Source organism: Capsulimonas corticalis, assembly GCF_003574315.2.
Lineage (GTDB): Bacteria > Armatimonadota > Armatimonadia > Armatimonadales > Capsulimonadaceae > Capsulimonas > Capsulimonas corticalis.
This window is the reverse complement of the sequence record NZ_AP025739.1, coordinates 2,981,816-3,006,757: the sequence shown is the minus strand read 5'-3', so window position 1 is coordinate 3,006,757 and position 24,942 is coordinate 2,981,816. Positions and strand designations below refer to the sequence as shown.

10 protein-coding genes are annotated in these 24,942 nt (G+C 63.3%); 3 read left to right on the top strand and 7 right to left on the bottom strand.

Annotated elements, in window-relative coordinates; translation table 11 throughout:
• Window positions 1-150: 150 nt before the first annotated feature.
• Together D5261_RS12755 and D5261_RS12750 are read left to right on the top strand one after the other, a co-directional pair.
• On the top strand, window positions 151-3,432 hold the full coding sequence (locus D5261_RS12755; protein WP_119321404.1) for an ATP-binding protein: 3,282 nt from the start codon (window positions 151-153) through the stop codon (window positions 3,430-3,432).
• Between the two features lie 432 nt (window positions 3,433-3,864).
• Window positions 3,865-5,514: a SpoIIE family protein phosphatase gene (locus tag D5261_RS12750; RefSeq protein WP_119321403.1), complete on the top strand. Its 1,650-nt coding sequence runs from the start codon at window positions 3,865-3,867 to the stop codon at window positions 5,512-5,514.
• A 57-nt stretch (window positions 5,515-5,571) separates the two neighbouring features.
• Here the strand turns inward: D5261_RS12750 and D5261_RS12745 are convergent, their stop codons facing one another.
• The gene (locus D5261_RS12745) at window positions 5,572-6,900 is read right to left on the bottom strand and encodes a CHASE3 domain-containing protein (protein ID WP_165864191.1); all 1,329 of its coding nucleotides are present in this window, start codon (window positions 6,898-6,900) and stop codon (window positions 5,572-5,574) included.
• Window positions 6,901-7,133: 233 nt separating this feature from the next.
• The gene (locus D5261_RS12740) at window positions 7,134-8,180 is read right to left on the bottom strand and encodes a TauD/TfdA family dioxygenase (RefSeq protein ID WP_119321401.1); all 1,047 of its coding nucleotides are present in this window, start codon (window positions 8,178-8,180) and stop codon (window positions 7,134-7,136) included.
• 104 nt (window positions 8,181-8,284) lie between these two features.
• On the opposite strand from D5261_RS12740, the gene D5261_RS12735 reads away from it, so the two are divergent.
• Complete coding sequence (locus tag D5261_RS12735) at window positions 8,285-11,467, top strand: condensation domain-containing protein (protein WP_119321400.1); 3,183 nt, start codon at window positions 8,285-8,287, stop codon at window positions 11,465-11,467.
• Here D5261_RS12735 and D5261_RS12730 read toward each other — a convergent pair.
• The 5 genes from D5261_RS12730 to D5261_RS12710 are packed head-to-tail and all read right to left on the bottom strand — an operon-like array spanning window position 11,409 to window position 24,886.
• Entirely contained in the window at window positions 11,409-12,680 is a 1,272-nt protein-coding gene (locus D5261_RS12730) for an acyltransferase family protein (protein ID WP_165864190.1), read from the bottom strand. The two genes, D5261_RS12735 and D5261_RS12730, sit on opposite strands and share 59 nt — an antisense overlap.
• A 26-nt stretch (window positions 12,681-12,706) precedes the next feature.
• Complete coding sequence (locus D5261_RS12725; protein WP_119321398.1) at window positions 12,707-14,476, bottom strand: DUF8728 domain-containing protein; 1,770 nt, start codon at window positions 14,474-14,476, stop codon at window positions 12,707-12,709.
• The gene (locus D5261_RS12720) at window positions 14,473-20,142 is read right to left on the bottom strand and encodes a condensation domain-containing protein (protein WP_165864189.1); all 5,670 of its coding nucleotides are present in this window, start codon (window positions 20,140-20,142) and stop codon (window positions 14,473-14,475) included. Before D5261_RS12720 ends, D5261_RS12725 begins: the two co-directional genes overlap by 4 nt.
• 57 nt (window positions 20,143-20,199) lie before the next feature.
• Complete coding sequence (locus D5261_RS12715) at window positions 20,200-21,660, bottom strand: condensation domain-containing protein (protein ID WP_119321396.1); 1,461 nt, start codon at window positions 21,658-21,660, stop codon at window positions 20,200-20,202.
• A 1-nt stretch (window position 21,661) separates the two neighbouring features.
• Window positions 21,662-24,886: a non-ribosomal peptide synthetase gene (locus tag D5261_RS12710; RefSeq protein WP_119321395.1), complete on the bottom strand. Its 3,225-nt coding sequence runs from the start codon at window positions 24,884-24,886 to the stop codon at window positions 21,662-21,664.
• Between the last annotated feature and the right edge of the window lie 56 nt (window positions 24,887-24,942).

Genomic DNA, 24,942 nt, shown 5'->3' with positions numbered 1-24,942 from the left:
CCTGCGGGAGCGAAGTTCAGGAGGAAAATCGTTTCGCGCCCCGGAACTCTTTCGGAAAGATTAGAATTCTTTCAGAAAGGCTCGAACATTTCGAGATGAGGACTGTGTCCCGCCAACACGCTCTATTGAGAGAAAGTCGCCCGGAAACACATGACTGCATCTGACAACGCCGCTTTTCCGCTTATCATTCATTGCTTCGGCCCCATGCGCGTCTTTGTCGAGGGGACGCCGCTGCCGCGCCTGCGCTCTCGGAAGGCGCTCTGGCTGCTCGCCCTGCTCACCCTCCGTCACGGACGCGCCGTCGAACGCGAGTGGCTCGCCGGGACTCTGTGGCCGGATATGGACCAGAGCCAGGCGTCCACGAGCCTGCGTCCGGTGCTGAGCGAGCTCCGCCAGGCGCTCGGCGCGCAGGGCGCGCGCGTGCAGTCCCCCAGCCGGCAGACGCTCCTGCTGGATCTCGAAGGCGCGCAGGCGGATGTCGTCATTTTCGACGCCGCGATCGCCGGCCGCAGGCTTCCCGCGCTGGAGCAAGCCGTCCATCTCTATCAGGGAGCGCTTCTGGAAGGCTGCGCCGAGGAGTGGGTCTATCAGGAGCGCGCCCTTCGAGAGCGCGGCTGCCTGCACGCGCTGCAAACGCTGGCGGAGCACGCCCTGACGGCCGGCGACTACGAAGGCGCCGCCAATCTTTATCGGCGGGCGATCGAGATCGATCCGATGTGGGATACGGCGCAGCGCGGTCTCATGGAGGCGCTTGCGCAGGCCGGCGACAGCAACGCCGCCCTCCAGGTCTATCGCAAATTCGTCGATCTGCTGCGAAGCGACCCCAAAGCGCTTCCCGACGAGAAAACCAGCGCGCTCTACGCCAAACTGCGCAGGGAAGTCCGGCAGCGCGCCATTTCGCCGCTGGAGCCGAAGGCCGCGCCGCCCCCGCGCCTCATCAACGGCGCCCTCCCGCACGCGCTCACCGAGCTGATCGGGCGTGAGGACGAGCGCGCCGATGTCGCCGCCAAGCTGCGCCGCGCGCGGCTGGTGACGCTGACGGGACTGGGCGGCATCGGCAAGACTCGCCTGGCGATTGAAGTGGCCCGCGACGTCCTGCCCGAGTATCCCGACGGCGTGTGGCTGGCGTCGCTGGAATCGATCTCCGACGGAAAGCTCGTGTGCGCGCGGATCGCGGCGGTCCTCGACCTGCAAGAGGAGCAGAACCGCACCATGCTGGAGAGCCTGACGGACCACCTGCGCCGCAAGCGTCTGCTGCTCGTGCTGGATAACTGCGAGCATGTGCTGGCGGCGTGCGTGCAGGTCGCCGCGCATCTGCTGCGCGAGTGCGCCAATGTGCGGATCCTCGCCACGAGCCGCGAGTCGCTCGGACTGACCGGCGAGGCCGCCTGGACAGTGCCGTCGCTGGCCACTCCAGACCCCGATCATCTTCCACAAGGACGAAGCGCCCTGGTGCGCGTGCTCATGGGATACGAGAGCGTGCGCTTATTCGTCGAGCGGGCGCAGGCCGCGCAGCAAAGCTTCTCGCTGACCGGGACCAACGCCATGACCATGGCGCGCGTGAGCTCGCTGCTTGAGGGCATCCCGCTCGCCATTGAGCTGGCCGCCTCCCGCGTCAACGCGATGACGATCGAGCAGATCGAAGCGCGTCTGCACGACCATCGCGGGCTTCTGACGGGCGGCAGCCGCACCGCGCTTTCACGCCAGCAGACGTTGCGCTCGACCCTCGACTGGTCGTACGGGCTGCTCGGCGACCAGGACCGCCTGCTGCTCGCGCGCGTGTCGGTCTTCGCGGGAGGATGGACATTGGAAGCGGCGGAGGCCGTCTGCTCTGGACATGGGATCGCCTCGGAACAGATCCAGGATCTGCTGATCTCGCTGGTGGAGAAGTCCCTTGTCGCGTTTACGGACCAGCCGGAAGACGCGGGCGGACGCTATCGGCTGCTGGAGATGGTGCGGCAGTACGCGGCCGGCAAGCGGGACGCGTTGGGAGAGACGGAGGCGATTAAGGACCGCCACACGGACTGGTTCCTGGCCCTCGCGGAAGCGGCGGAGCCGGAGCTGCGCGGCGCGGAGCAGGGCCAGTGGCTGCGCCGCGTCGAATCCGAGCACGACAATCTGCGCGCGGCGCTGGCCCGGATCGCGGACGATCCACAGGCGACGGAGACGGACCTGCGGCTGTCCGGCGCGCTGTGGCGATTCTGGTATGTGCGCGGCTACTATCGGGAAGGCCGGCGCAACCTGGAGCGCGCACTGGCGCGTCCGGCATCGCACATCTTCCCATCGGCGCGCGCGAAGGGGCTTTGGGGAGCGGGCAACCTGGCGTACAGCCAGGGAGAGCACACGCTGGCGCGCGGAATCTATGAAGAAGCCCTGGGGATTTACCGCGCGCTCGGCGACCAGCAGGGGGTCGCGAAGATCCTGTTCAACCTGGCGAACGTCGCGCATTACCAGGGCGAGGCGGACGCCGCGCAGGCAAGTTATCACGAAGCCCTCGCGATCTCCCGCGCGCTGGACGACAAAGTCGGGATCGCCACCGCGCTCATCCCCCTGGGACACGCCGCCCAGCGTCAGGGCGACTATGCGCTCGCGCGCTCGTATTTCGAGGAGTGCCTGGGCATCCGCCGCGAGCTGCGGGACTCGATGGGGCTGGCCGCCCTTCTTGAAGACCTCGGCAATCTGAACTACGCGCAGGGCCATTACGATGCGGCGTGGTCGCTCCACGACGAAGCCCTGGAGATCCGCAGAAGTCTGGGATACAAACGCGCCATCAGCTCGTCGCTCAGCGCCCTCGGGCTCACGGCGCGCGCCCGCGACGAGGATGAACTCGCACGCGCCCTGTTTGCGGAAAGCCTGGAGATTCGGCGAGAGCTGGGAGACAAGCCCGCGATCGCAAGCACGCTGGCGCGCATCGCGGAGATGGAAGTTTCCAGCGGCGACTACGGCGCGGCGCAGGCGTTATACGAAGAAAGCGAAGAACTGTATCGTCAAAGCGGATTCCGTCTGGACGCCGCCGCCGCGCTTTGCGGCCTGGGCGACGTATCGCGCTTACAAGGCGACGCCGTCACGGCGTGGGCGCGCTACGCGGACAGCCTGAAGATCTTCCGGGACCTTCCAGCCCCGGACAATGCGGTATCAAGTCTGCGGGGCATGGCCGCCGTGGCGCAGGCGCAGGCGTATCCCGCAAAGGCCGTTCGCCTCTGGGGAGCCATCGATTCGGCGAAAGCTCCCGCATTCACCGAAATGCCGCCTCGCGACCGCGAAGAACACGACCGTATGGTCGCCAGCGCCCGCATCGCTCTCGGCGAAGAAACATTCGCTTCCCTCTGGCGCGAAGGAGCCGTCCTGAGCTGGGAGGAAGTCATGGATTATGCGCTGGAGAAGCCGGACCCGCCATCGGCGGCGTCCCATAACGCAATCTCGCCTTTGTGAGGTTTTACAGGGGTGGATCAGCAAGAGGACGGGGGGGCAATAAAAAAAGCGGGAGACTGGAAGTCTCTCGCCGGCGCTCAATATTTCGAACGTGAATAAAGTATATCACGAAAGAGCCGGATTGTCAACCAGACAAACATACCGCGCCATACCCAAAAAAACAAAAAAATTCCGTGGTGTGCAGTCTCACTCAAGCGCATTTTATGATCGAATTGTCTTCACCAGCGATTTCCCTCATTCCCTGATGTCTCTTATTCGCCTCAATATTCTCTCAAAAAACAAGCTTATTGCGGGCTTGCGATCGCCCTCCCGCCTCAGATGGTGAAGCGTGCTATAATAATCCTATCGTTCTGGTGACATAAACTCTTTCTACAGCAGGCGCCAGCCCGTCAAAGCCGCCTCCGTCCGAGCGGCCAGGCAGGAGCGTGTTTCTTGTCCGTCAAACGTACTTGGTTTCAATCCAAAACGGCCGCGATCGTCCGTTCGTACCTGTTCGTCGCCGGCAGCATTCTCCTCGCCGCGTGCATACGCCACTCACTGACGCCGATCCTGGGCCGGCGCGCGCCGTTCATTATGTTCCTTCCCGCCGTGGTGTTCAGCGCCTGGGTGGGCGGATGGGGCGGCGCCTTGATGGCTTTGATCGTCTCGGCGCTGCTGGGCAGTTATCTCTTTATCTCCCCACAAAATACACTGGCGGTCCCGGACCAGATCGATCAAACAACACTGGTGATTTTCCTCATCGTCGGACTAAGCGTATCGGCGATCAGCAGCTCCCAGCGAAAGGCGGAGCAGCGGGCGCGCGAGTCCGCCGAGGAGGCGCGCGCCCGCGCGGACCGCGAAGCGCTGGTCAACGAAGTCGGGCACGCCGTCCTGTGGAGCGATGACGACTTGGCGCCCCACTCCGCCGCCCTCAAAAGACTGGGGGAGCGCCTCGCCGTCGATCGATGCTTCTACGTGCTTTACGACGAGGATCAGAATACGGCGGTTATTGAAAAGGATTGGCGCGCGGACGGAATCGCCTCTCTGGAAGGCGAATGGAATCTGGCGGAGCGCGAGATCTCCAGCTCGGAGATCTACCCCGAGGGGCGCACCGTGGTGATGCGGGATGTCCTGGCGTCCCCTCTCCCGCAGACCTTGGTGGACTTGTTTGTGCAGACCGGGCAGCGCTCGTATATCGCCGTGCCGTTCTTCGATCAAAGCCGCCCGCGCGCCGCGCTGACGGTGATGATGGCGACGGAAGCCAGAGACTGGACCATTGAGGAAGTGATGATGGTGGAAGCCGTCGCCGTCCAGGTGCGCGGCGCGATGAAGATGGCACGCGCGGCGCAGCGCGAGCGCAATATTTCGCAGCAGCTTCAAAAGGCGCTCCAGCCGCGCCTGCCGGAGAGCGCGCCCGGCCTGCTGCTTGCGAGCCGCTACCAGGCGGCGCTGCGCGAAGCGGGCGTCGGCGGGGACTTCTACGATGTGTTTGCCGTGGGAGAGGACTGCACCGCGCTGGTCGTGGGCGACGTCAGCGGAAAAGGACTGGCGGCCGCGGCGCAAGTGGCGACCGTCCGGAATATGCTGCGCGCCTTCCTCTACTCTCAACCGACCCTGGCGGCGGCCGTCAACGACCTCAACCATGTGGTGGCGGCAAACGGCCTGCTGTCGGGATTCGCCACGCTCTTTGTCGGGTGCTACGATGCAAAGACCAGGGTGCTGACCTATGTCAACTGCGGCCAGGAACCGGCGCTCGTTCGGCGGGAGAAAACGGGAACGGTCGAGGAGCTTGCGCCAACGGGATCCGTACTCGGCATGGACGACACGCCGCGCTTCGCCGAACATATGGTGACGCTTGCCCCCGGCGACATGCTGGCGATCTTTACCGATGGAGTGACGGAGTGCGGGGCGAGCCGCCACAACATGCTGGGGATTGAGGGGGCGAAGGCGCTCCTCGAACTGCCTTTGAGTTCCGATGAGAACCAGCAAGGGGCAGCCGAGGCAGCCGCCGTGCGCCTGATGGACGGAGTGGACGCCGCTTCGAGAGGCGGCGTGGCGCGCGACGACGTTTGTTTACTGACAGCAGTGATTACGCCACGCTAAATCCCTGTAGTCGCGGGCCATCATCAATAAGCCCGCGTTCGAAACGACGAGACCTCATCAATACGTCCGCGTTCGAAACGAAAGGTTCTTGACATCCGACGCGGATGTTCCCCCATTGCCGGCAATCGTTTTGAAGGTCGCCGTGGCATGGAGTTCATCGCCGCGCAGCCAGGCGGCGCCCTGCGCCGTCTTGGCCTGATCCAAAACTACCGATGTGCCCTGCGATCCCGTCAGCAGCGAGATCTTGTCGCACATCTTGAGCATGAGCCAGAATCCATGTCCCAGGCTGCCCGCCGAGCTGTAGCCACGCTCCAGCGTGGATTGCGGCAGGCTGCTCATCGCAATTCCCTTGCCCTGATCGGTCACCCACACCTGGACGCGGCTGTGGCCGTCCGTCCGCACCACCGCCTGCCCCCCGCCGCCGTGCGTAACCGCATTCATCCCCGCCTCACTGACGCTGGTGACGAGGTCCTGGATCCGGTCCTCCGAAAAGCCGCATGCGCGCGCCGCATTGGCGGCGGCGTGACGCAGAAAGCGCAGGTTGTGGCTATTGGCGAGGGAGATCGTTTCCCCATACACGGCCAACGCCGCCGGAAGCTCCGCTTCCGTGTCGCATAAAGCCAGTCGCCCTTCGGTGACGGAGGCGAGCACGTCCTTCAAGAACACGCGCTGCTGCATAGCGGCGTCGCGCGCCGCCTCCACCAGCCGTAAATTCTCGGCTTCCACGCGTGTTCGCTCCCGGAGATACTGGCCAACAAAGCGGATCGCCAGTACAATTAGCAGCGCGGAAAATACGGCGCCCAGGCTTCCGGCGATCCGGGCGACGACGCCCGCGCGCTCCGCCTCCGCCGTCCGGCGCACCAGCAGCTTCTCCTCTTCGCGGCGCATCTGCTCCACGACGGCGCGCGCCTGGTCCATCACACTCTTGCCCCGACCCGACTTTACCACGCGCAGGGCCGCCGCGGATCCAATCTGTTTTCGCAGCGTGATGGTTTGGTCCAGCTCCGCCAGCTTCTTCGCCGACAGCGTCTGAAGCGTGTCCAAACGACGCTGCTGGGACAGATTATCCAGCGTCAGCACACGCAGCGTCTTGATGTCGCGATCGACGGCGCTTTTGCCCGTCAAATACGGCTGCAAGTAAGCGGGATCGCCGGTGAGCAGGTAGCCGCGCTGCCCCGTTTCGGCGTCCTTGAGATCGGAGATGACAGCCCGCACGTGATCCATCACCTGGTAGGTATGCGCCACCTGACGGTCATTTTGCAGAAAGCGCTCCGTGGAGAGCGACGAAAGAACGCCGATGAGGATGATGAGCGTCAGGACAATCAGGAGACTGCAAGTCGCCACGTTGTCCGAAATGATGCGTTTCGTTCTGGATGAGAGCTTCATAAGCGCCTGTAAAATCATGGCGGGAGACTGTGTCTTTTCTCAAAGCGTGCAAAGCGGCGATTGGATATCGGACGATTCGCCACAATATTTTACCATGCTCCGGAGCTGTTTCATACAAAAATTGCAATAATCCACGAACAGAAAAAAAGCAGCCAGATGGCGACCGGGAGTCCGGTCGCCATCTGGCTGCTTTTCGTCTTCCGCGGGCAGATCAGAACGCGGACTGGGCCTGCCTATTTCAGATTTTCTTTGGAGAACATCTGTCCCATGGCGACCACGATCTTGCGCGGCCCGCTGTACGGGTCGCGAGCGTGCGCCGTCATCATGTTATCCAGAAGGGCGATGTCTCCCTCATTCCAATCGGCGCGGACGGCGATCTGCTCGAAGACTTCGCCCAGATGCGCCATGACGCTGTCCTCGATCTTCGATCCATCGCCGAAGTAGACATTGCGCGGCAGGTACTCCTCGCCGAACAGCGACATCAGCGATTCCCGCGTTTCGGGATCGAGACAGTACGGGTGATGCAGCTGGACCTGGTTGAAGAAGATGGTCTCTCCGGTCTTTGGATGGCGGACCACCGCCGGGCCGTTTTGCTTGGTGCGCAGGCCGTCGTTATCCGTCCACTCGAACTCCACGCCCGCCTCACGGCAGCGCGCCTCGACTTCGGCTTTGTCGTCGGTTTGGAAGAAATGACGCCAGCTGACATCCACGCCCTCCACAAATGTGCGGACATACGTCAGGCCCTTTTCGGCGAACTGCGCGAAGATCTCCGGATCGATCCGATTGCAGACTTCCCGGCAGTCCATCAGCGGCGTCGCGCCGCCGACCGGCGCCTTCTGAACGCAGAAGAAGCCGATCTTCATCGGCCACGAGTCCAGATGCGAGCTTTCGTTGTGATACAGGATGGCCTTATCCGCCGGATACGGAGTCGACTTGTAGATATTTTCGCTCGCGCCGGCGCGCGGCAAATCGCCGTAGCCGCCGTAAAGCTCGCCGTAAAACGCCTGCGTCGCCTGCTCGAAATCCGCAACCGTCGGCGCATGGAAACCGCGCAAAAGCAGCGCGCCATGAACGAGCAGATCCGCCTCCAGCTGCTCGCGATTGTGCCGCACCCAGCCGACAAGATCCACATCGTCCGATGCGGGTTCATACATCTGGATAAATTTGCTTCCCTCGGTCAACGGGTGGGAATCGACGCGCGGGACATCGGCGAGAGAAACTTCCTTACGCTGGATCGCTCCCATTTTACGGGCCATTGGGCCTCCGGTGATACTGGTCATGATGAAACTCCTCTCAGATACGGGTAATAGCAATTATTAACGGACGAAATGACTCCGCGCGGCGAACAGAAGCAGCTTGCCTGCTATGCGGTATAATTAAAGATATGAGTATACCTGGGCTAATCGCCGACCATGCGCACGACCGGCTGGACGCGCCCGCCCTGATGGCGCCGGGTTTCCAAACACTGACATACGGCCGTTTACTCAGCCGCATCGACAACTCCGTTCGGTGTTTGAATGCTTTAGGGCTTGGCCGCGATGACCGCATCGCCATTGTCCTGTCCAGCAATGTGGACATGGCCTATGCGTTTCTTACCGTTTCTTCGGCCGCCGTCTGCGCGCCGCTGAGCAGCAGCCTGCGCGCCCAGGAATATGAAGCGCTGTTTCGCTTGATGAAGGTCAAAGCGCTCTTAACTGACGCCGCCCTGGAAAGCGAGGCGATCGACGCGGCGCGCGCCCTGAACCTTCCCTTGCTGAATATCCTCCCTTCCGCCGGCGAGATCGGCGGTGTATTTGAACGGAGCAAAAGCGATTTCTCCATCGGCCCGCCCGCCCGCGCCGGCCTCGCGCAGCCGGACGACATTGCGCTGATTCTCCACACTTCCGGTACGACAGGACGGCCAAAACTCGTTCCTTTGACCCACCGAAACCTCCGGCAATCCGCGAACGACATCGGAGAGGCGCTCGGACTTACCCCAAGCGACCGCTGCTTGAATGTCATGCCGGTGTATTACATCCATGGGCTGAGCACCATATTCGCCTCACTGGCGGCCGGTGGAAGCGTGGTCTGCGCGCCACAGTTCGATCCAACCCAATTCTTCGATCTCATGAGCCAGTATCGGCCGACTTGGTACAGCGCGGCGCCGACGGTCCATCAGATGATTCTGGATCAAGCAGATCGGCTGCCAACTGGGGCTATTCCCCGCACGCTTCGTTTTATTCGATCGGCGTCGTCCGCCATGCCGCAGCAAATGCTGGCGCGGATCGAGCAGACCTTCGGCGCGCCGCACATCGAAGCCTACGGGATGACGGAAACATCCCCCCAGATCGCAAGCAACCGCCTTCCCGAGAGCCAGCGGCGCGCGGGATCGGTTGGGCGCGCGGCCGGCCCCAGAATCGCGATCGTGGACGACGCGGGAGCCATGGCCGCAGCGTTCACGGTTGGCGAAGTCGTGGCGCGCGGCGCGAACGTCACGCAGGGCTACCTTGACGATCCGGCGGCGAACAAAGCCGTATTTCGCGATGGCTGGTTTCGGACCGGCGATCAAGGCTACATCGATCAGGACGGCTTCCTTTTTCTCACCGGCCGACTCAAAGAGATCATCAATCGCGGCGGAGAAAAGATTTCTCCGCATGAAATTGATGAAGTGTTATTGCGCCATCCGGCCGTCTCGCAAGCCGTTGCGTTCCCGATCCCCAGCGCGCGGCTTGGTGAGGACCTTGCCGCCGCCGTCGTGCTGCGCGCCGGAACGGAGGCCACGTCTTCAGAGATCCGTCGATTCGCCGCCGCTCGCGTCGCCGATTACAAAACGCCGTCTCAGATATTGATTGTGGACGCTCTCCCGACTGGCGCGAACGGCAAGCTCCAGCGCCGGACCATGGCCGCTCAGCTCGGGATGCTTTTCACGGAAGAAGCCGCCCCCTCGCCACAGGAGCGCATCGCTCCGCGGACCGAAACCGAAGCCTTTATCCGCGATATCTGGCGCGAGGTGCTTCGCATCGAGGAAATCGGCGCAGAGGACACCTTCAGCGCTCTGGGAGGCAACTCGCTCTTTGCGACTCTGGCTCTGACACGCATCCAAAACGCTACCGGCGTTCGCCTTTCCCTGTTCGATTTTCTGGAGACGCCGACAGTCGCCGGCCTCGCCGCTCGCATGGAAACGAACCACCAATCGTTGTCTTCCGTTCTCCCGCCCATTACGCCGCGCAGTCCCGGCTCCGCCACGCCTCTTTCCTCATCGCAGCAAGGACTGTGGTTCCTGGATCAGCTTTACCCACACTCCGCCGCCTATAATATGCATCGCGCCCTGCGCCTGCGTGGCGCACTCGATATCGATGCGCTGGATCAAAGCATCCACGAAATCATGCGCCGCCATGAGGCCCTGCGGACAGTTTTCCCGGCGGACGAGGCCGGAAATCTGGAGGCTGTCATCGCTCCCCTCAGCCCCGCCGCTCTCGAGCATATCGATCTACAGCGCCTACCGGCGGGCGCGCGCGAAGCGGCGCTGCGCAAAGTCACGGCTCTCAAAGCTCGCGCGCGCTTCGATCTCGCGCATGGGCCGCTTCTGCGCGCAAAATTGATTCAGATCGACAGCCAGGATTTCGTCCTGCTGCTGGTGACGCACCATATCGTCGCCGACGGCTGGTCGTTCAATATTCTGCTCGAAGAACTCGCGGCGATCTATCATTCGATCGTGACAGGCGCGCCACACTCCTTGCCGCCTCTCACGTGTCAATTTGCGGACTTCGCGCTGTGGCAGCAGGAACGCCTTCAAGGCGAGCACAAAGCTTCCCTGCTCAAATACTGGACAGAACGCCTGGAGGGGATCCCTTCCCAACTCGCCCTCCCCTTCGATCACCCTCGCCCGGCGCGGCCGACACATCAGGGCGCCAAACACTATTTCACGGCTTCTCAAATCTCAATCGAAGCGCTCAGCGAACTCGGCGCCCAGGAAAACATCACCAGCTTTATGTTCCTGCTCGCCGCATTCTGCGTGCTGCTGGCGCGATACTCCGGGCAAAAGGATGTGGTTGTCGGCTCTCCTTTCGCGAACCGCCTGACGCTCGAATCCGAGTCGCTGGTCGGCTTTCTCAATAACACGCTGATCCTGCGCGTGGAGCAAGAAGAAACGCTGTCGTTCCGGCGGCTTTTAGGGCATGTCCGAAAAACAGTCATCGACGCCTCCACGCACCAGGAGCTGCCGTTTGAGACGCTGGTCCGCGCGCTGCAGCCAAACCGCGATAGTCAGCGTATGGCGCTCTTCCAGGTCAACTTTCGCTTTCGAAACCTGCAAGCCGCTCTCACGGGATTCGCCGGCCTGACCGCGGAACCCATGGATGTGGACAATGGCGCCGCGAAGTTCGATCTTGCCTGCGAGATGACGACCGACGAGCGCGGATTGAGCGGGTATATCGAATACAGCACGGACCTCTTCGAACCCGCCACAGCCCAGCGGATCGCAAGCGATTACCAGGAGCTCCTGGCGCTTGTGATCGCCAATCCCGACATTACGCTGCGGGAACTTCATGAGGCGCCAAATGCGGCCCCCGAGAATCCCCGGCGCTGACCAAAGGATCGATCCGCGAGGGAAACAGCCGATCCCGCAGTTTGAGAGCCGGCTTTTCGACGAGCCGTCCCATGATGACGCCCACCAGGGTGGCGCCGGCGATATAAACCGTCATAAAGACGAGCCATCGCAATGAACCCGGCAAGCCGCCCAAAAAACCATGGCGCGCGAGCGACTTCAGCGGCAGCGTCATGGCGTCGATATGCCAGAGATAGATCGGATAACTGTAGACCCCGATAAACGCCACGCCGCGCGCCAGACGGCTTCCCAAAAAACGCCCCGCCGGCCCCTCGCCAATCGCCGTATGAATCACGGCAAGCAGGATACATCCGTACCCCAGAAAGAGCGCCGTGAATCCGCCGACGGACATGATCTTGGTGCGTATCGGAAATAACGCGGCGGGAAACACCAGGGCAAGTCCCACGAAAAACAGCAGCGTCCGGTAACGCATCACACGCGCCAGAATCTCAGGACGAGCATGATAGACGTAGGCGAGCGCCGCCCCGAAAAACAGGCTGTCGATGCGCAGATGCGTCGGAAAATAATGCGTTACCTGCGCCCACGGCGTATGAAAGCTCGTCAGATAGCGCAGCCCCAGGCAAATCACCGCGACCGCGCCGACAATCCAGGGAAAGACGCGCAGGCTCTTTTCGGCGTCTTTCGCGCGGCTCGTCAGAAACACCAATAAAAGCGGCAGTATCAGATAGAAATGCTCTTCCACGGCGAGGCTCCAGGTGTGGCCTCGGAACGGAACGATGTAATTCTGATAGTGCAGTAAATTCGGAATGAGAGATCGCGATGTCCCCGCCCGCTCCTCATCGCTTGTGAAGTGCATGCGCACGGCGAGATAAATCAGGAAAAGATAGTAGGACGGCCAGATCTTAAAGATACGACGGACGAAAAATCGCCGTACGTCCAGCCGGCCCGTCGAAAGACACTCTTTGAACAGCAAACCGCCCACCAGAAAGCCGCTCAGCACAAAGAACAGGTCCACGCCGCTCCAGCCCATCCGATTCAAGTGCATTGTGATCGGGGCCAGCACGCCGGCGGAGCGAGCTGGAACGACCCCGTGAAAGCAAATTACCAGTAAAATGGCGATCCCGCGTAAAAAGTCGAGCTGCATCATGCGATGCGGCGCTTCAGGCTTAACCGCCGAGGGGGCGGTCGAAGAGGAAATGGCTCCGGCGTCGTCCGGAGAATCGGTTATCACCATCCCGCGCTCGTTTCTGCTCCTGCGATTCATCTCTCCCCGTTCCCAATGACCGGCGCGCTCGCAGCCGGAGGCGCGGAGGCGCTCCAGGCGGCGTAGGCGGCCGGCGATAAATAAATTCGCGCCACATGGTCGCCTGAGTTCGAGCCTCGGGCGATCCCCACAGGGGGAATCGGGCGATAATCGCCGACAACAGGCTCGTTGAGGCGAACGTTATCCGAGTACCCGCCCGTCACGATAATCGCGTCCGGGCGCTTTTTCTCCAGCCACCGATAAACAACGCTCGTTGGCCGGCGCCAATTCGGGTCTCGGAACCCGATCCGTGTCTTAAATTCTTTAGGACCACGCGCCAGAGTACGATCCGCCAATCCACGCTCGTCGAGAAATTCACGATCCAAATTGATATAAGTCGCATATCCCATCTCCGAATAGGCGATGCGCTTGCAGCCCTGGAGATGATCCCGGATATAATTGCCGACCGCCACCAGAAACGGCCCGTTCTGTTCGTCGTCGCTGAACAGCAGCGCTTCTCCGCGCGTGGAGAACCCGGCGTGCGCCCAGCTCAAGTGCGGGGCGCGAAGAAGGCACGCTCCCCAGAGCGCGCCCACGATCGCATAGGCGGCGAGGGCTCCCGGAGCCAATCGGCGAGGGATTCCAGCATCGGCGGTCTCCCCATCGGCTGATGGACGGTTCGCCCAATCGGCGACAGCGCGGAGGCCATGGACTTGCAGAAAGGCGAAAAACGGCAGCGCCGCGATCATGAACCGCCAGCCGCTCATCCAATCGCCGCCGCTGCGCAGTACGAATACCGCCAGCGCCCCGATCACCGCCGCGCAAACCTGGCTTCCCACATTCTTTTTTGTCCGCCAGAACCCAAGCGCCGCCAGTCCCCAAAAGATCGGGATACTGATCGCAAACAGCGCAGCCCCCAGACCGCCGTGTCCCGAAAGGACGGATTTGATGACGTTCGCATCGTTCGCGCGGCGATAAAATGGCGTCAATCCGTGCAGGAGATAGGGAATCCCGTTTTTGATTCCGTAGCTGATGGCGACGTTCTTCGCATAATAGGTGTTCGGCAGCGGGCTCCCATAGTAAGCAACGCGCGCGGCGGTCAGCAGCAGCGTCGGAGCGATAAATACCGCGGCCCAGCGCGCGGCGCCCGCGATCCCCTGCGGGCGCTCCCGAACAGACATGACACGAACGATGAGCAGCGCCGCGAACAGCAGCAGCGCGTCCGGACGAGCGAGCAGCGCCAGAAATAAGAGCGCGGCGGAGCGGCAAGCCCGCCAGCCGGTCTCTTCCCCTTCGCACTCGGCGACAAACCGCGTGGCCGCAATGACGACCAGCAGGGCGTAAAGCGTCGTTTCGAGGCCATTGACGGCGGCCATCGCGAAATTAATGTTCGCGGCGACCAAACACTGCGCCGCCACCGCGCCGCGCTCGCTCAAGCCGAAACGCGGCGCGACTCGCCCCAGGATCGCAATTACCGCAACTCCAAAGATTAAGCTTAGCAGCTTGCCCTTAAATAGAATATCGACGCTCGGCGCAACCGTCAATAACATCGCCGAAAGCAGAAGATGGAGCGGGCTGGAAAACCCTTCGACGCGCTGGCCGATATTGAACACAGGGCCGTGTCCCGCCGCCAGATTGGAGGCGTATCGATAGGTGATAAAGGCGTCATCCACCGAAAAGCCGAATGTCAAATACGCGGCGATCAATAGGATCACGTAAGGAGCCAGCCGGGCCGGCGCCGGAACGGATCGGGGCGAAGTTATCGCGGGAGCTTCTTCGGTAATCATCGGGCGCTCCTGATCTGTGTCAGCCGTTTTGCGGGACTTACTTTCCGATCCACCACGCCGCGAACCAGATCCGGAAACAGAGTCTCGATCGGCTGACCGGGCGACCCAATGAGCGTCGTGAGGGTCCGTTCAAAGAGCGAAACCATCCGCTCCATCCGCTCTTTTTCAAAGAGATCGGTGTTGTATTCGAGATATCCGCCAAAGCTTCCTGGATAGCTCCAAAGCTCCATCGCCACATCGAAGCGCGCAACGCCTGGATCGATCTCGATTCGGGCGATGTCCAGCCCCTGGAGGTCCAGCGGCTCAGGCGCGATCGTCTGAAGCCGGAAATTCGTCTGCACCAGGGGATTGCGGCTGGGATCGCGCGGCGGGCGCACGATCTCCACCAGCTTGTCCAGCGGCGTCTCCTGATTCGCGTAAGCGCCAAGCGCCGTTTCGCGGGCGCGACCGATCAGATCGACAAAGGTCGGATTTCCGGACAGATCCCCGCGCAGGACCAGCGTGTTGGCGAGGAAGCCGATCAGTGGCTCCAGCTCCGTATAGGTTCGCCCGGCGATAGGTGAGCCAACGCAGAGATCTTCCTGGCCGCTCAGAAGAAGAAGCACCGTCTGGAACGCCGCGAACAGAGTCATAAACAGCGTCGCCCCTTGCTGCTGGCTGAGATCCCGCGCGGCATCCGCCAGCGCCGGCGGAAGGGAGAAGAACAGCTTCGCGCCGCGATAACTCTGCGCCGCCGGGCGAGCCCGGTCCGCCGGCAGATCCAGAGTGGGCGCCGCGCCGGCAAGGCGCGTTCTCCAGTAATCCATCTGCCGCTCCAGCGCGTCGCCTTGCAGACTGCGCCGGAGCCAGACGGTGTAGTCGGCGTACTGGATCGGCAGCGGCGGCAGGCCCGCCTCCGACAATCCGCCGGCGTATGCGTTGTAAAGCGCCGACAGCTCCCGGTTGAAGACGGCGATGGACCAGCCGTCGAACACGATGTGGTGCGTGTTGACAAGCAGCATCCGCTCATCGCCGCCCAGATCGAAAAGCGCCGCGCGCAGAAGCGGACCGTTCGCCAGATCAAACGGCCGGCGCGCCGATGCGGTCATTCGGCGCATGGCTTCCGACTCGCGCGCCCCCAGCGACAGGCCGCTCAAATCGACAATCGGTATCTCGACCGAAAGCTCCGGCAGGATGCTCTGCGAGGGAATGCCTTCGGCCACCGGAAAGACGGTCCGCAGCGCTTCATGCCGGCGGACGATCTCATTGACGGCTCGCGACAGGGCCGCGACATCCAAATCTCCCATGAGGCGAAACGCGATGGGGACATTGTAAACTGGATTGCCCGGATCCATCTGATCGATGAACCACAGACGCTGCTGGGTGAACGAAAGCGGCAGATCGCGATCCCGAGGGACGCGCGCGATCGACGCCGCTCCTGGGTCCGGCGCGGCGATCGACCGGTCCAGCCATTCGGAAAGCGCGGCGACGGTGGGCGCCTCGAACAAAAGCCGCAGCGGAACCTCCACGCCGAATTCGTCGCGCAGGCGCGAGATAACCTGAGTGGCGAGCAGCGAGTGCCCCCCAAGCTCGAAGAAGTTATCGAAGACGCCGATCGCGGACGCCCCCAGCGCCTCGCGCCAGATCGGGAGCATGCGCTGCTCGGTATCGGTCCGCGCCGCGACACGGCGCGCCCCGCCCGCCCCGCGCCGCATCCGATCCGAAAGCGCCTCCCGGTCAATCTCCCCCGTTTCCGTCAGAGGCGCATCCAAAAGGCGGCGCACGGGGCAGCGCACGGGGAGTCCATAACGATCCGCCACGTCAAGAGCGGCCGGAAGGTCCGACGGAGAAGCGCCCTCGCGGAGCGTGCAGTACGCCGTCGCCTGCACGGTCCGGCAATCGTCGATCCCTTCGGGGGCGATGTGCCGGCGCAGAAAGGCGTTGTCGCCGTCCAGGCCGATCACCATGCTGGACGGCTGCCGGTAAAGCGCGGCCAGCAGGGAGTCCACGCCCTGGCTCGCGGGCATATCCATAAATCCCCGCGCCCGAAGCGGATCCTTGCCCCCGTAGCCCCGGCTCATGCCCACCTCATCCCAGGTGGACCACGCGATGCTGTAACTCTTCACGCCTCCGCGCCGCTGATAGCGCGAAAAGCTCTCCAGGAAGCGGTTCGCCGTGGCGTATGCGCCGACCATCGCTCCGCCGAAGCACGCGGCCGCCGACGAAAATCCAACAAAGGCGCATCCGGGATTCGCCGTCACCACGTGATGGAGCGCCCAGGTCCCCTGAACTTTGGGCCGCAGGACTTCGTGAAAGCTCGCCCGCGTTTCATCGCCAAGAAGACGATCGTGGTAAGCGCCGGCGAGATGCAGAACGGCTTCGAGCGGCTGTCCCCATTCGGCGCGGAAGCGCGCGACGGCCCCACTCAGCGATTCGGCGTCGGCGATATCCACGGCGGCGTAACGCACCTCGCCGCCGGTCTCGCGCGCCAGCGATTCCAGGCGGCGATACGTCCGAAGACGCTCCGCCCCGGCGCTCTCATCCTCAAAAGCCGCGTCTCCTTGCGCGGCGTCCGGCAGCGCGCGGCGTCCGGTCAGCAGCAGTCGTGACTGGAACGAAGACAGCAGCCGCGCCGCCACCTCCGCCCCCACCCCTCCCAGACCGCCCGTCAGGACGACAAGCCCGCCGGGAGTGAAGACCGGATCTCCCGCGGATTCGGCGGCGACCGGCGCACGCTCCAGGTAAGAAACGAACCGGCGATCGTCCCGGTAAGCGGCTTCCCGGTCGAGATGCGACCGGACCGGGCTCATGAGCTCCGCCAGCACCTGGGATGCGCGCCGTCGGTCGGCGCCGACATGAGACGATATCTCGAGATCGAGATGGCTGATGTCGAGATACGGCGTCTCCTGCGCGATCGTTTTGATAAGCCCCAGGACGGATATACGATCGATCGCAATCGGATCGTCCATCAAAACATCCTGAGAGCCGCTCGACACAACCTCGATTCGGACATTGACATCGGCGCCTTGCATCTGCGTCAGCGCCTGTGTGAGCGCGAGAATACTCTCGGCGCCGATCGCCAGCCCCGTCTCCACGGCCGAGAGGCCGCCGCCTCCGTCACCCGCGTTTCCATAAGTCCAGCAGTGAACGACCCGGCGAACCATGCCGAGGGCGCCAGCGGCGGCGATCAGCTCCCGGTAGTCGAACGCCGCTTCCGGCCGCAGCTGGTAAGATCGCGCGTCCTCCTTGACGAACGCATCGCCGGGTCGAACCGTCACCACCGGCCCGAAGCCGGCAAGACGTTCGGCGATCTGCGATCCCAGCGGATCGGCGCCGATAAAAACGACCGATACGCCTGGAACAAGGCCGACACTCTCGCCCGCCGTCTCCGCGCCGAGCGCTTTTGGCCGCCACGCCGTTCGGAAGAACCAATCAGGGATCGTGTCTCCACCGCCCATCAGAACATCCACGTCTTTGCGGATCTCGTCGAACTCCCCGTCCTCAAATCGCTTTCGCATCTGCGCGCGCTGAATCTTGCCGATCTCCGTCTTGGGGACGGCGGATTTCTCAACCGGAACCAGAAACGATGGATTGACGCCCACGCTTCGGACAACGGCGCCGCGAATCTCGCGCAAAAGATGGGCGCGCTCTTCGTTCAGCTCCGCCGACGCCTCCCGGTCGCGGGCGAACAGGGGGGCGTGGAAGAAGACACAGATCTCGTCGGTGTCCTTGCCCATCGTACGCACCGCGCACGCCGCCGTGAAGGAGACCTCAACGCCGTCAACATCCTCGACCACGGCCTCGATCTCGTGGCCGTAGAAGTTGACGCCGTTGATGATAATGACGTCCTTCTGACGGCCCGTGATGGTCAGACGCCCGTCGCGCATCACGCCCAGATCACCCGTATTGAACCAGCCGTCCCCGGTAAACGCCTCCCGGTTCGCCTCGTCGTTTTGGTAATACGCCGTCGTGACGCTGGGGCCGCGCACCAAAAGCCGGCCGATCGTCCCTTCCGGCGCAACCTCGTTTTGCGAATCGACGATCTGCATCGCGAAGCCGGGAATCGGCGCGCCGACCTCGACGAAGGAATCGTCGTCCGAAGTCGTCTCCAGCCGAAAGATCTCGGAGAACGTGACGGCGGAGGATGTCTCCGACATGCCCCACGCCGGGCGCATCGCCGTCGCGGGCAGGCCGTGGGGCCGCAGGATCTCCAAAAATCGCCGCGCGGTGCGCGCCACGATGGCCTCGCCGGCGTTGAGGATAAACCGCAGGGACGTCAAATCCCAATCGCCCTTCGCCACTTCCTCGGCGCGGGCGTTGATGAGCCCGTAGGCGAAGTTAGGCGCCCACGTGATCGTGGCGCGGTGCTTTTGCGTCAGATCGAGCCATTGCAGAGGCGCGCGGATGATATCGTTCGTGGGAACATGCACCTGCCGGCACCCAAGACAAAGGTCATGGACATGGAACATGACGATGCCGCCCACATGGTCCATCGGAAACCAGTTGAGCGAGACGTCCCGGGAGTCGAAGTCGTTGTTTTGCGCCGACGCGGCGGATCGCATCAGAAGGCTGGAGTGGCGCTGAATAACGCCCTTCGGCTTCCCGGTGCTCCCCGAGGTCAGCAGCATGATCGCGACATCGTCGGGATGGCTGACCCGCCACTGGGTATCCCAAGGTCCCGCGCGCAGCTCGCCGATCGGGACGACCCGAAACTCTTCCGCGTCGATCCCCAGCAGATCCGTCAGCGAGCGCACGCGCGGAGCGAGTTCGTCGCCCGCCACGATGACGGGCTTGTCCAGCATCAGCCAGGCGTTATGAAGCTTCGCGACATTCGCATTCGGCTCGTCATAAGTCGGAGCGATGGAGATTGGGACGGGAACAAAGCCGCCCAGCACGCATCCCCAGAAGACGGGGATGAAATCTTGATTGCGCTCCAGCTGGAATAGGACTTTATCGCCTGGCGAAAGGCCCAGCGCCCGCAGGCCGCCCAGGATCCGCTCCGCCTCGCCGCGCAGCTCGGCGTATGTCTGCTCGATCTCGGCGCCGCCGGACTGGACGTACACGATTCCACAATCGCCGAACTTCTCCGACGCCCGCCGCAGCGCGTCCGGCAGCGTCACCGGCTGATCCTCAGCCAGCAGAATCGCGGGCCCCTCGCTGAAGGATGGGCGCGCCGCCACGATTGACGCCTCCGGCGTTCGATCGGAAGCCGGGGCGGCGGGCGGCGCCGTCGCCTTCTTGGCGGGCGGCTCGGGAACAAGGTCCCCCAGATGCAGCGCCGGGCGGCGGGGCGCATGCTCCCCGATCACGGCCGCCGCCTGCTGGACGCCGGGCGCCGCGCGCAGCGCGGCCTCGCACGCATCGATCAATGCGGCGTCGAACACCGGAATGGCGCACAGCGCTTCTTCGTCCACCGTCCCCATCGGAGTGCGGGGAATCGCCGCGAGAGGAACATAGACGGCGGGCGGCGGATCGGGCGCGTCGCCGGCGCGCAAATGCGCCTCCAGGCGGTCGGGAAGGAACGGTCCCGCCATCACGACGTACGCCGCCGCCTCAAGATCCCCCGCCGGCGTCCGGCGCGGCAGCACGGCGCACTCTTCGACGGAAGCGTGCGTGAGAAGAATGCTCTGAAGCCGTTCGCAGTGAGAGCGAAGGGCGACGGAGGACGAACCGAAACGATCTAACATCGTTGGAATCATCGATTGCGCTGCATGTTTCTAGTGCGATTTGAACGCACCTTAGAGTCAGCAGGATCCGGCGCCGGATACGATCATCCGGACCGAGTCCAGCCGGTCGATGGAAAGTTCAGGCTGTTCTAACAAACCGCGAATCAGCAATTGGAAACCGTCCGCCATCCGCTGCGCGGTTGACGGCTGGAAGAGGGTCGTGCTGTACTCAAGATACCCCCACCCGTTTGGCGTGGAAGGCAGCTCCAGGGCAATGTCGAATTTGGCCGTCGCGTTGTCGACCACGCTGCTCGGGCCGATCTCCACGCCGGACAGGCGAAGCGGCGGCGCGGCGGCGCCCTGAAGCCGAAAGTTCGACTGGAACAGCGCCATCCGGCTCAGATCGCGCGCCGGCTGCACGGCGTCGACGATTTTGTCAAACGGCAGATCCTGGTGCGCGATTGCCCCCAAGACCACATCGCGAACGCGGCCAAGCAGGTCTCGGAATGTCATCCCGCGATCCAGTCGGACACGCAGCACAAGCGTATTGATAAACATCCCGATCATTGGCTCCATCTGAGCCAGCTTGCGCTCGTCGAACGGAGAGCCGACGCTGAAATCGTCCTGCCCGGAATAGCAGTATAGAAAGACATAGAAGGACGCAAGAAAGGTCATATAAAGCGTGACCTTGCTGTCGCGGGCCAGCGCGCGCGCGGCCTCCAGAATATCCGCTCCCAATTGCAGCGGAAGCCGGGTCCCGCGCAGATGCTGAAAGGCGGGCCGTGGAAAGTCCGTCGGCAGATCCAGAGCCGCCGGCGCCCCGGCGAGCTGTTCGCGCCAGTAGGTCTCCAGGCGCTCCAGCGTCTCTCCCTGAAGCTGCTGGCGCTGCCACAGCGCATAGTCGGCGTACTGCGCCGTCATCTCGGGCAGCGTCACTTCCCGCCCGCTCCGGAAGCCGTCGTATAACTGCTCCAGTTCTCGGTAAAAGATCGTGCGGGAGTGCAGGTCCCAGGCGATATGGTGCGACACATGAAGGAAGATCGATTGGTCGTCCGTCAGGCGATAAATCGCCGCCCGGAGCTTGAGATCGCGCGCCAGATCGAACGGGCGCGCTCCGTCTTCCTCCAGAAGCTCCTGAATCTTTCGTTCGTCGTCGGCGATTGGCGAACTGCGCAGATCCACCTCACGAAGCTCCACCGACCAGTTTTTGGCGACCGCGGGCAGCACTCGTCCCTGATAAGACAGATACATCGTCCGCAGGATCTCGTGCCGCCCGACAATGGCGTCGAGCGCCTTTTGCAGGACGGTCGGATCCAGGATTCCCCGCACGGGCAGCGCGTACGGGACGGTATAGGCCGGGGACCCCGGCGCGAGCTGATCCAGGAACCAGAGCTGCTGCTGCGCGCAGGAGACGACTCGCGGATCGTCCGGCCGCCGGCGCCGGATCGGCTGCGGCGCGCTCTGCCGCCCGAGCTTCTGCTCCAGAAGGGCGCGCCGCTCTGGAGAAAGCCGGCTGATTTGGTCGCCGAGGCTGCTCATTTTATTTGGATTCTTCGCTCAGCAGGCGATTGACCTCGTCGTCGGTCAAGCCTTCCAGCTCCGCGAGAAGCCGCTGCATCTCGTCGTCCTCGGACTCCGCCGACTGCGCGCCGTCGATGACGCCGGCCAATCCCGCGATGGTCGGTTTGTCGAACAGCATGTGCAGGGCCAGTTGGACCTGGAAAGCGCTGCGGATCCGCGCCAGGATCTGCGTCATCAGCAGCGAGTGTCCGCCCAGCTCGAAGAAGTCGTCGTGGACGCCGATCGGCTCGTGCTTCAGGATCTGGACCCAGATCTCCGTGAGCTTCTCCTCCGTCGCATTGCGCGGCCCGACAAACGCCGCCGCCTGCGCGACGGTCTCCTGATCGAGCAGCGCTTTGCGGTCGAGCTTCCCGTTCGGAGTCAGCGGCAGCTCGGCGATCGGGATCAAACTCGCCGGGATCATGTAATCGGGCAGGTAGTCCGTCAGGTGCTCGCGGACTTGTTCGGCGGCGATGGAGGAATCCGAGACATAGTAGCCCACGAGGCGGCTTGCCCCCTGCTGATCCTCCGTCACCACCACGGCGGCGCTTCGGACCTGGGGATGCCGTCGCAGGACACTTTCGACTTCCCCCGGCTCCACGCGGAAGCCGCGGATTTTGACCTGATCGTCGATGCGTCCCAGGAACTCCACATTGCCATCCGAAAGATAGCGCGCCCGGTCTCCCGTGCGGTACATGCGTGTCTCGCCGTCGCCGACAAACGGGTCCAGCACGAACCGTTCGGCGGTCTGTTCCGGCTGATGCAGATAACCCTGCGCCAGTCCGGCGCCGCCGATAAAGAGCTCGCCCGGCGCGCCGACAGGAACGGGATTGCGCCGCTCGTCCAGAATATAGATCCGGGTATTGGCGATGGGGCGGCCGATCGGCGCCGTCGCGCTGTCGTCCGGACCATGCGAGCCGGAAGCGTCATACGTCAGCGAACCGATCGTAGTCTCCGTCGGGCCGTAGTGGTTGAAGACCTTGCAGGAGCCGCGCCGCCGGACTTGGTCCAGCAGATCCCAGGTGAGCGCTTCCCCGCCCAGAAACAGAGTGTTGCGCGGCAGGATCGCGCTTTCGGAGGACGCCAGCAGCGCGCGCAAGTGCGAGGGCGTGATCTTCAGCACGTCGATCGGATGCTCCTGAACGTACTGCGCGAAGCGCTCCCCGTCCACGGTCGTCTCATAGTCGATGACATGGAGACAGCCGCCATACGCAAGCGATGTCAGCACGGAAGTGTTGCCAAGGTCCGCGTTCAGCGTGGAGACGACGCCGAAGTGCTGCTGGACGTAATCGCCGGTGTCCGTCAGCCCCAGCTTGCCGGCGATGAACGCCGTGTAGTTGACAAGCGCGCGGTGGCGGTTGCCCACGCCTTTCGGCGCGCCGGTCGATCCGGAGGTAAAGATGACGTACGCCAGATCGTCCGCCGTATTGACCGGCGCGAGATTGCCTTCCGGAGCCGACGCCCACTGGCCGGCGTCCGTATCGAGGGAAAGAATCGGTCCGTCCCAGCCCTGGAACCGATCCTTGAGCGGACTTTGCGTCAGGACCAGCGCGGCGCGCGTTTGGCCGAGCAGATCGTGAAGGCGGGCGGGAGGAAGATCGGCGGCCAGCGGCGCGTAGAAGCCGCCGGATTTCATGATCGCGAGCAATCCGACGATCATGTCCGCAGAACGCTCCACGCACAGCGCGACCGGAACGTTCGGCGCGACGCCTTGCGCCCGCAGGGTGTGCGCGATCTGATTGGCGCGGGCGTTCAGCTGCGCGAAGGTCAGAGCGACGCCGCCGCTGACAAGCGCCGGCGCCTCCGGGACGCGCTCCGCCTGCCGCTCAAACAGCGTATGGATGAAGGCGTCCTGAGGATACGGGGCTTCAGTCGCGTTCCACTCCTTGGTCACCCGATGGAGTTCCTGTTCCGACAGGATCGGGAGGTCCCCAATGGGCGCGCTCGCGGACGCCGCCGCGCCGCGCGTCAGCAGAGCGAACTGCTCGGCGAGCCGCACGATGTCCGCGCTCGCAAACCGGCCGGCGTCGTAGCGGATCTCGGCCGTCACCTTACCGTCAGCCAAACCGCACACGAGGTTCAGGCCAAAATGATCCGTAACCGCGAACTGCTCGACGAGCGAGACTTCGGCGCCCGCGACGGAGCGCCGGGAGAAACGCGGCTCCCAGGTAAAGCTTAAGTCCGAGAAGCGAGAAGCGTCGGGCGTATCGCCGAGCGGCGCGAAGTCCTGCCAGGGCTCCGCCTCCGCCGTCGCGGCGGCGATCTGATCGACAAACGCCTCGAACGGCGTGTTCCCATCGATCCGCCAGGAGATCGGGAGCGCCTTCGAGAACAGACCCGGAGACGATCGGAGTTCTTCGTAAGCGCGGCCGTCCACCACGCGTCCCACCACGCCTTCTTCCTGATGTGTCAGGCGGAAGACAAGGGCGACCCAGGAGGCCAGCAGGAAATCCTTGGCCGGCTCCGCGTCCGCCTCCCAGCGCGCGGCCAGTTCCCGCGCAAGGTCGTCGCCCAGAGGCGCGGAGATCGCCCGCGGGGCAAACTCGGCGTCCGGCTGGAGACGCTCATAAGGCAGCGTCCGCAGCGCCTGGGCGGACATTTCCTGACGGCTCCAGAATTCGCGCCCCTGCTTGGCCTCATCCTCATCGGATTCCATCAGATCGCGCTGCCAGGATGCGAAGTCGGCGTATTGCAGCGATTCGGCGGGAGCCGCTCCGTCGCCCTCATACCGGCGCAAAATCTCGTTGAGCACAATGGTGAGCGTTGATGAGTCGGCGCAAAGCGAACTTGCGGCCAGAACCAGAAGGCTCCGGTTCTCCCCAAGCGTCAGCAGTTGGACGCGCGCCAGAGCGCCCCCGTCCAAATCCATGGAAGCCGCGCCGAGGTCCTCCAGATAGCGATGGACTCGTTGCGCTTCATTGTCTGATCGCCACGCACGCATATCGATGATCTCCAGCGCGCCCGCCGGATTCGCCTGCACCACTTGCAGCAGACGGCGACGCCCAGGGAGAAGACGGAAATTCGTGCGAAGTATCTCGTAGCTCGAAATAGCGGTCTCAATCGCGCTTCGCAGCCGAGCGACATCCAGCGTCCCTTCGATCAGCACGGCGGTCCGGCATTGAAAAACAGATTGTCCTTTGGAAAGCGTATACAGCCGCTCCTGCAGGAGCGACAACTCAAATCCCGTCACTCGTTGATCCAGCATTCGAAATGATCTCCAGTATTAATAATTAACCATTACAAATATTCCGCAGGTAAATT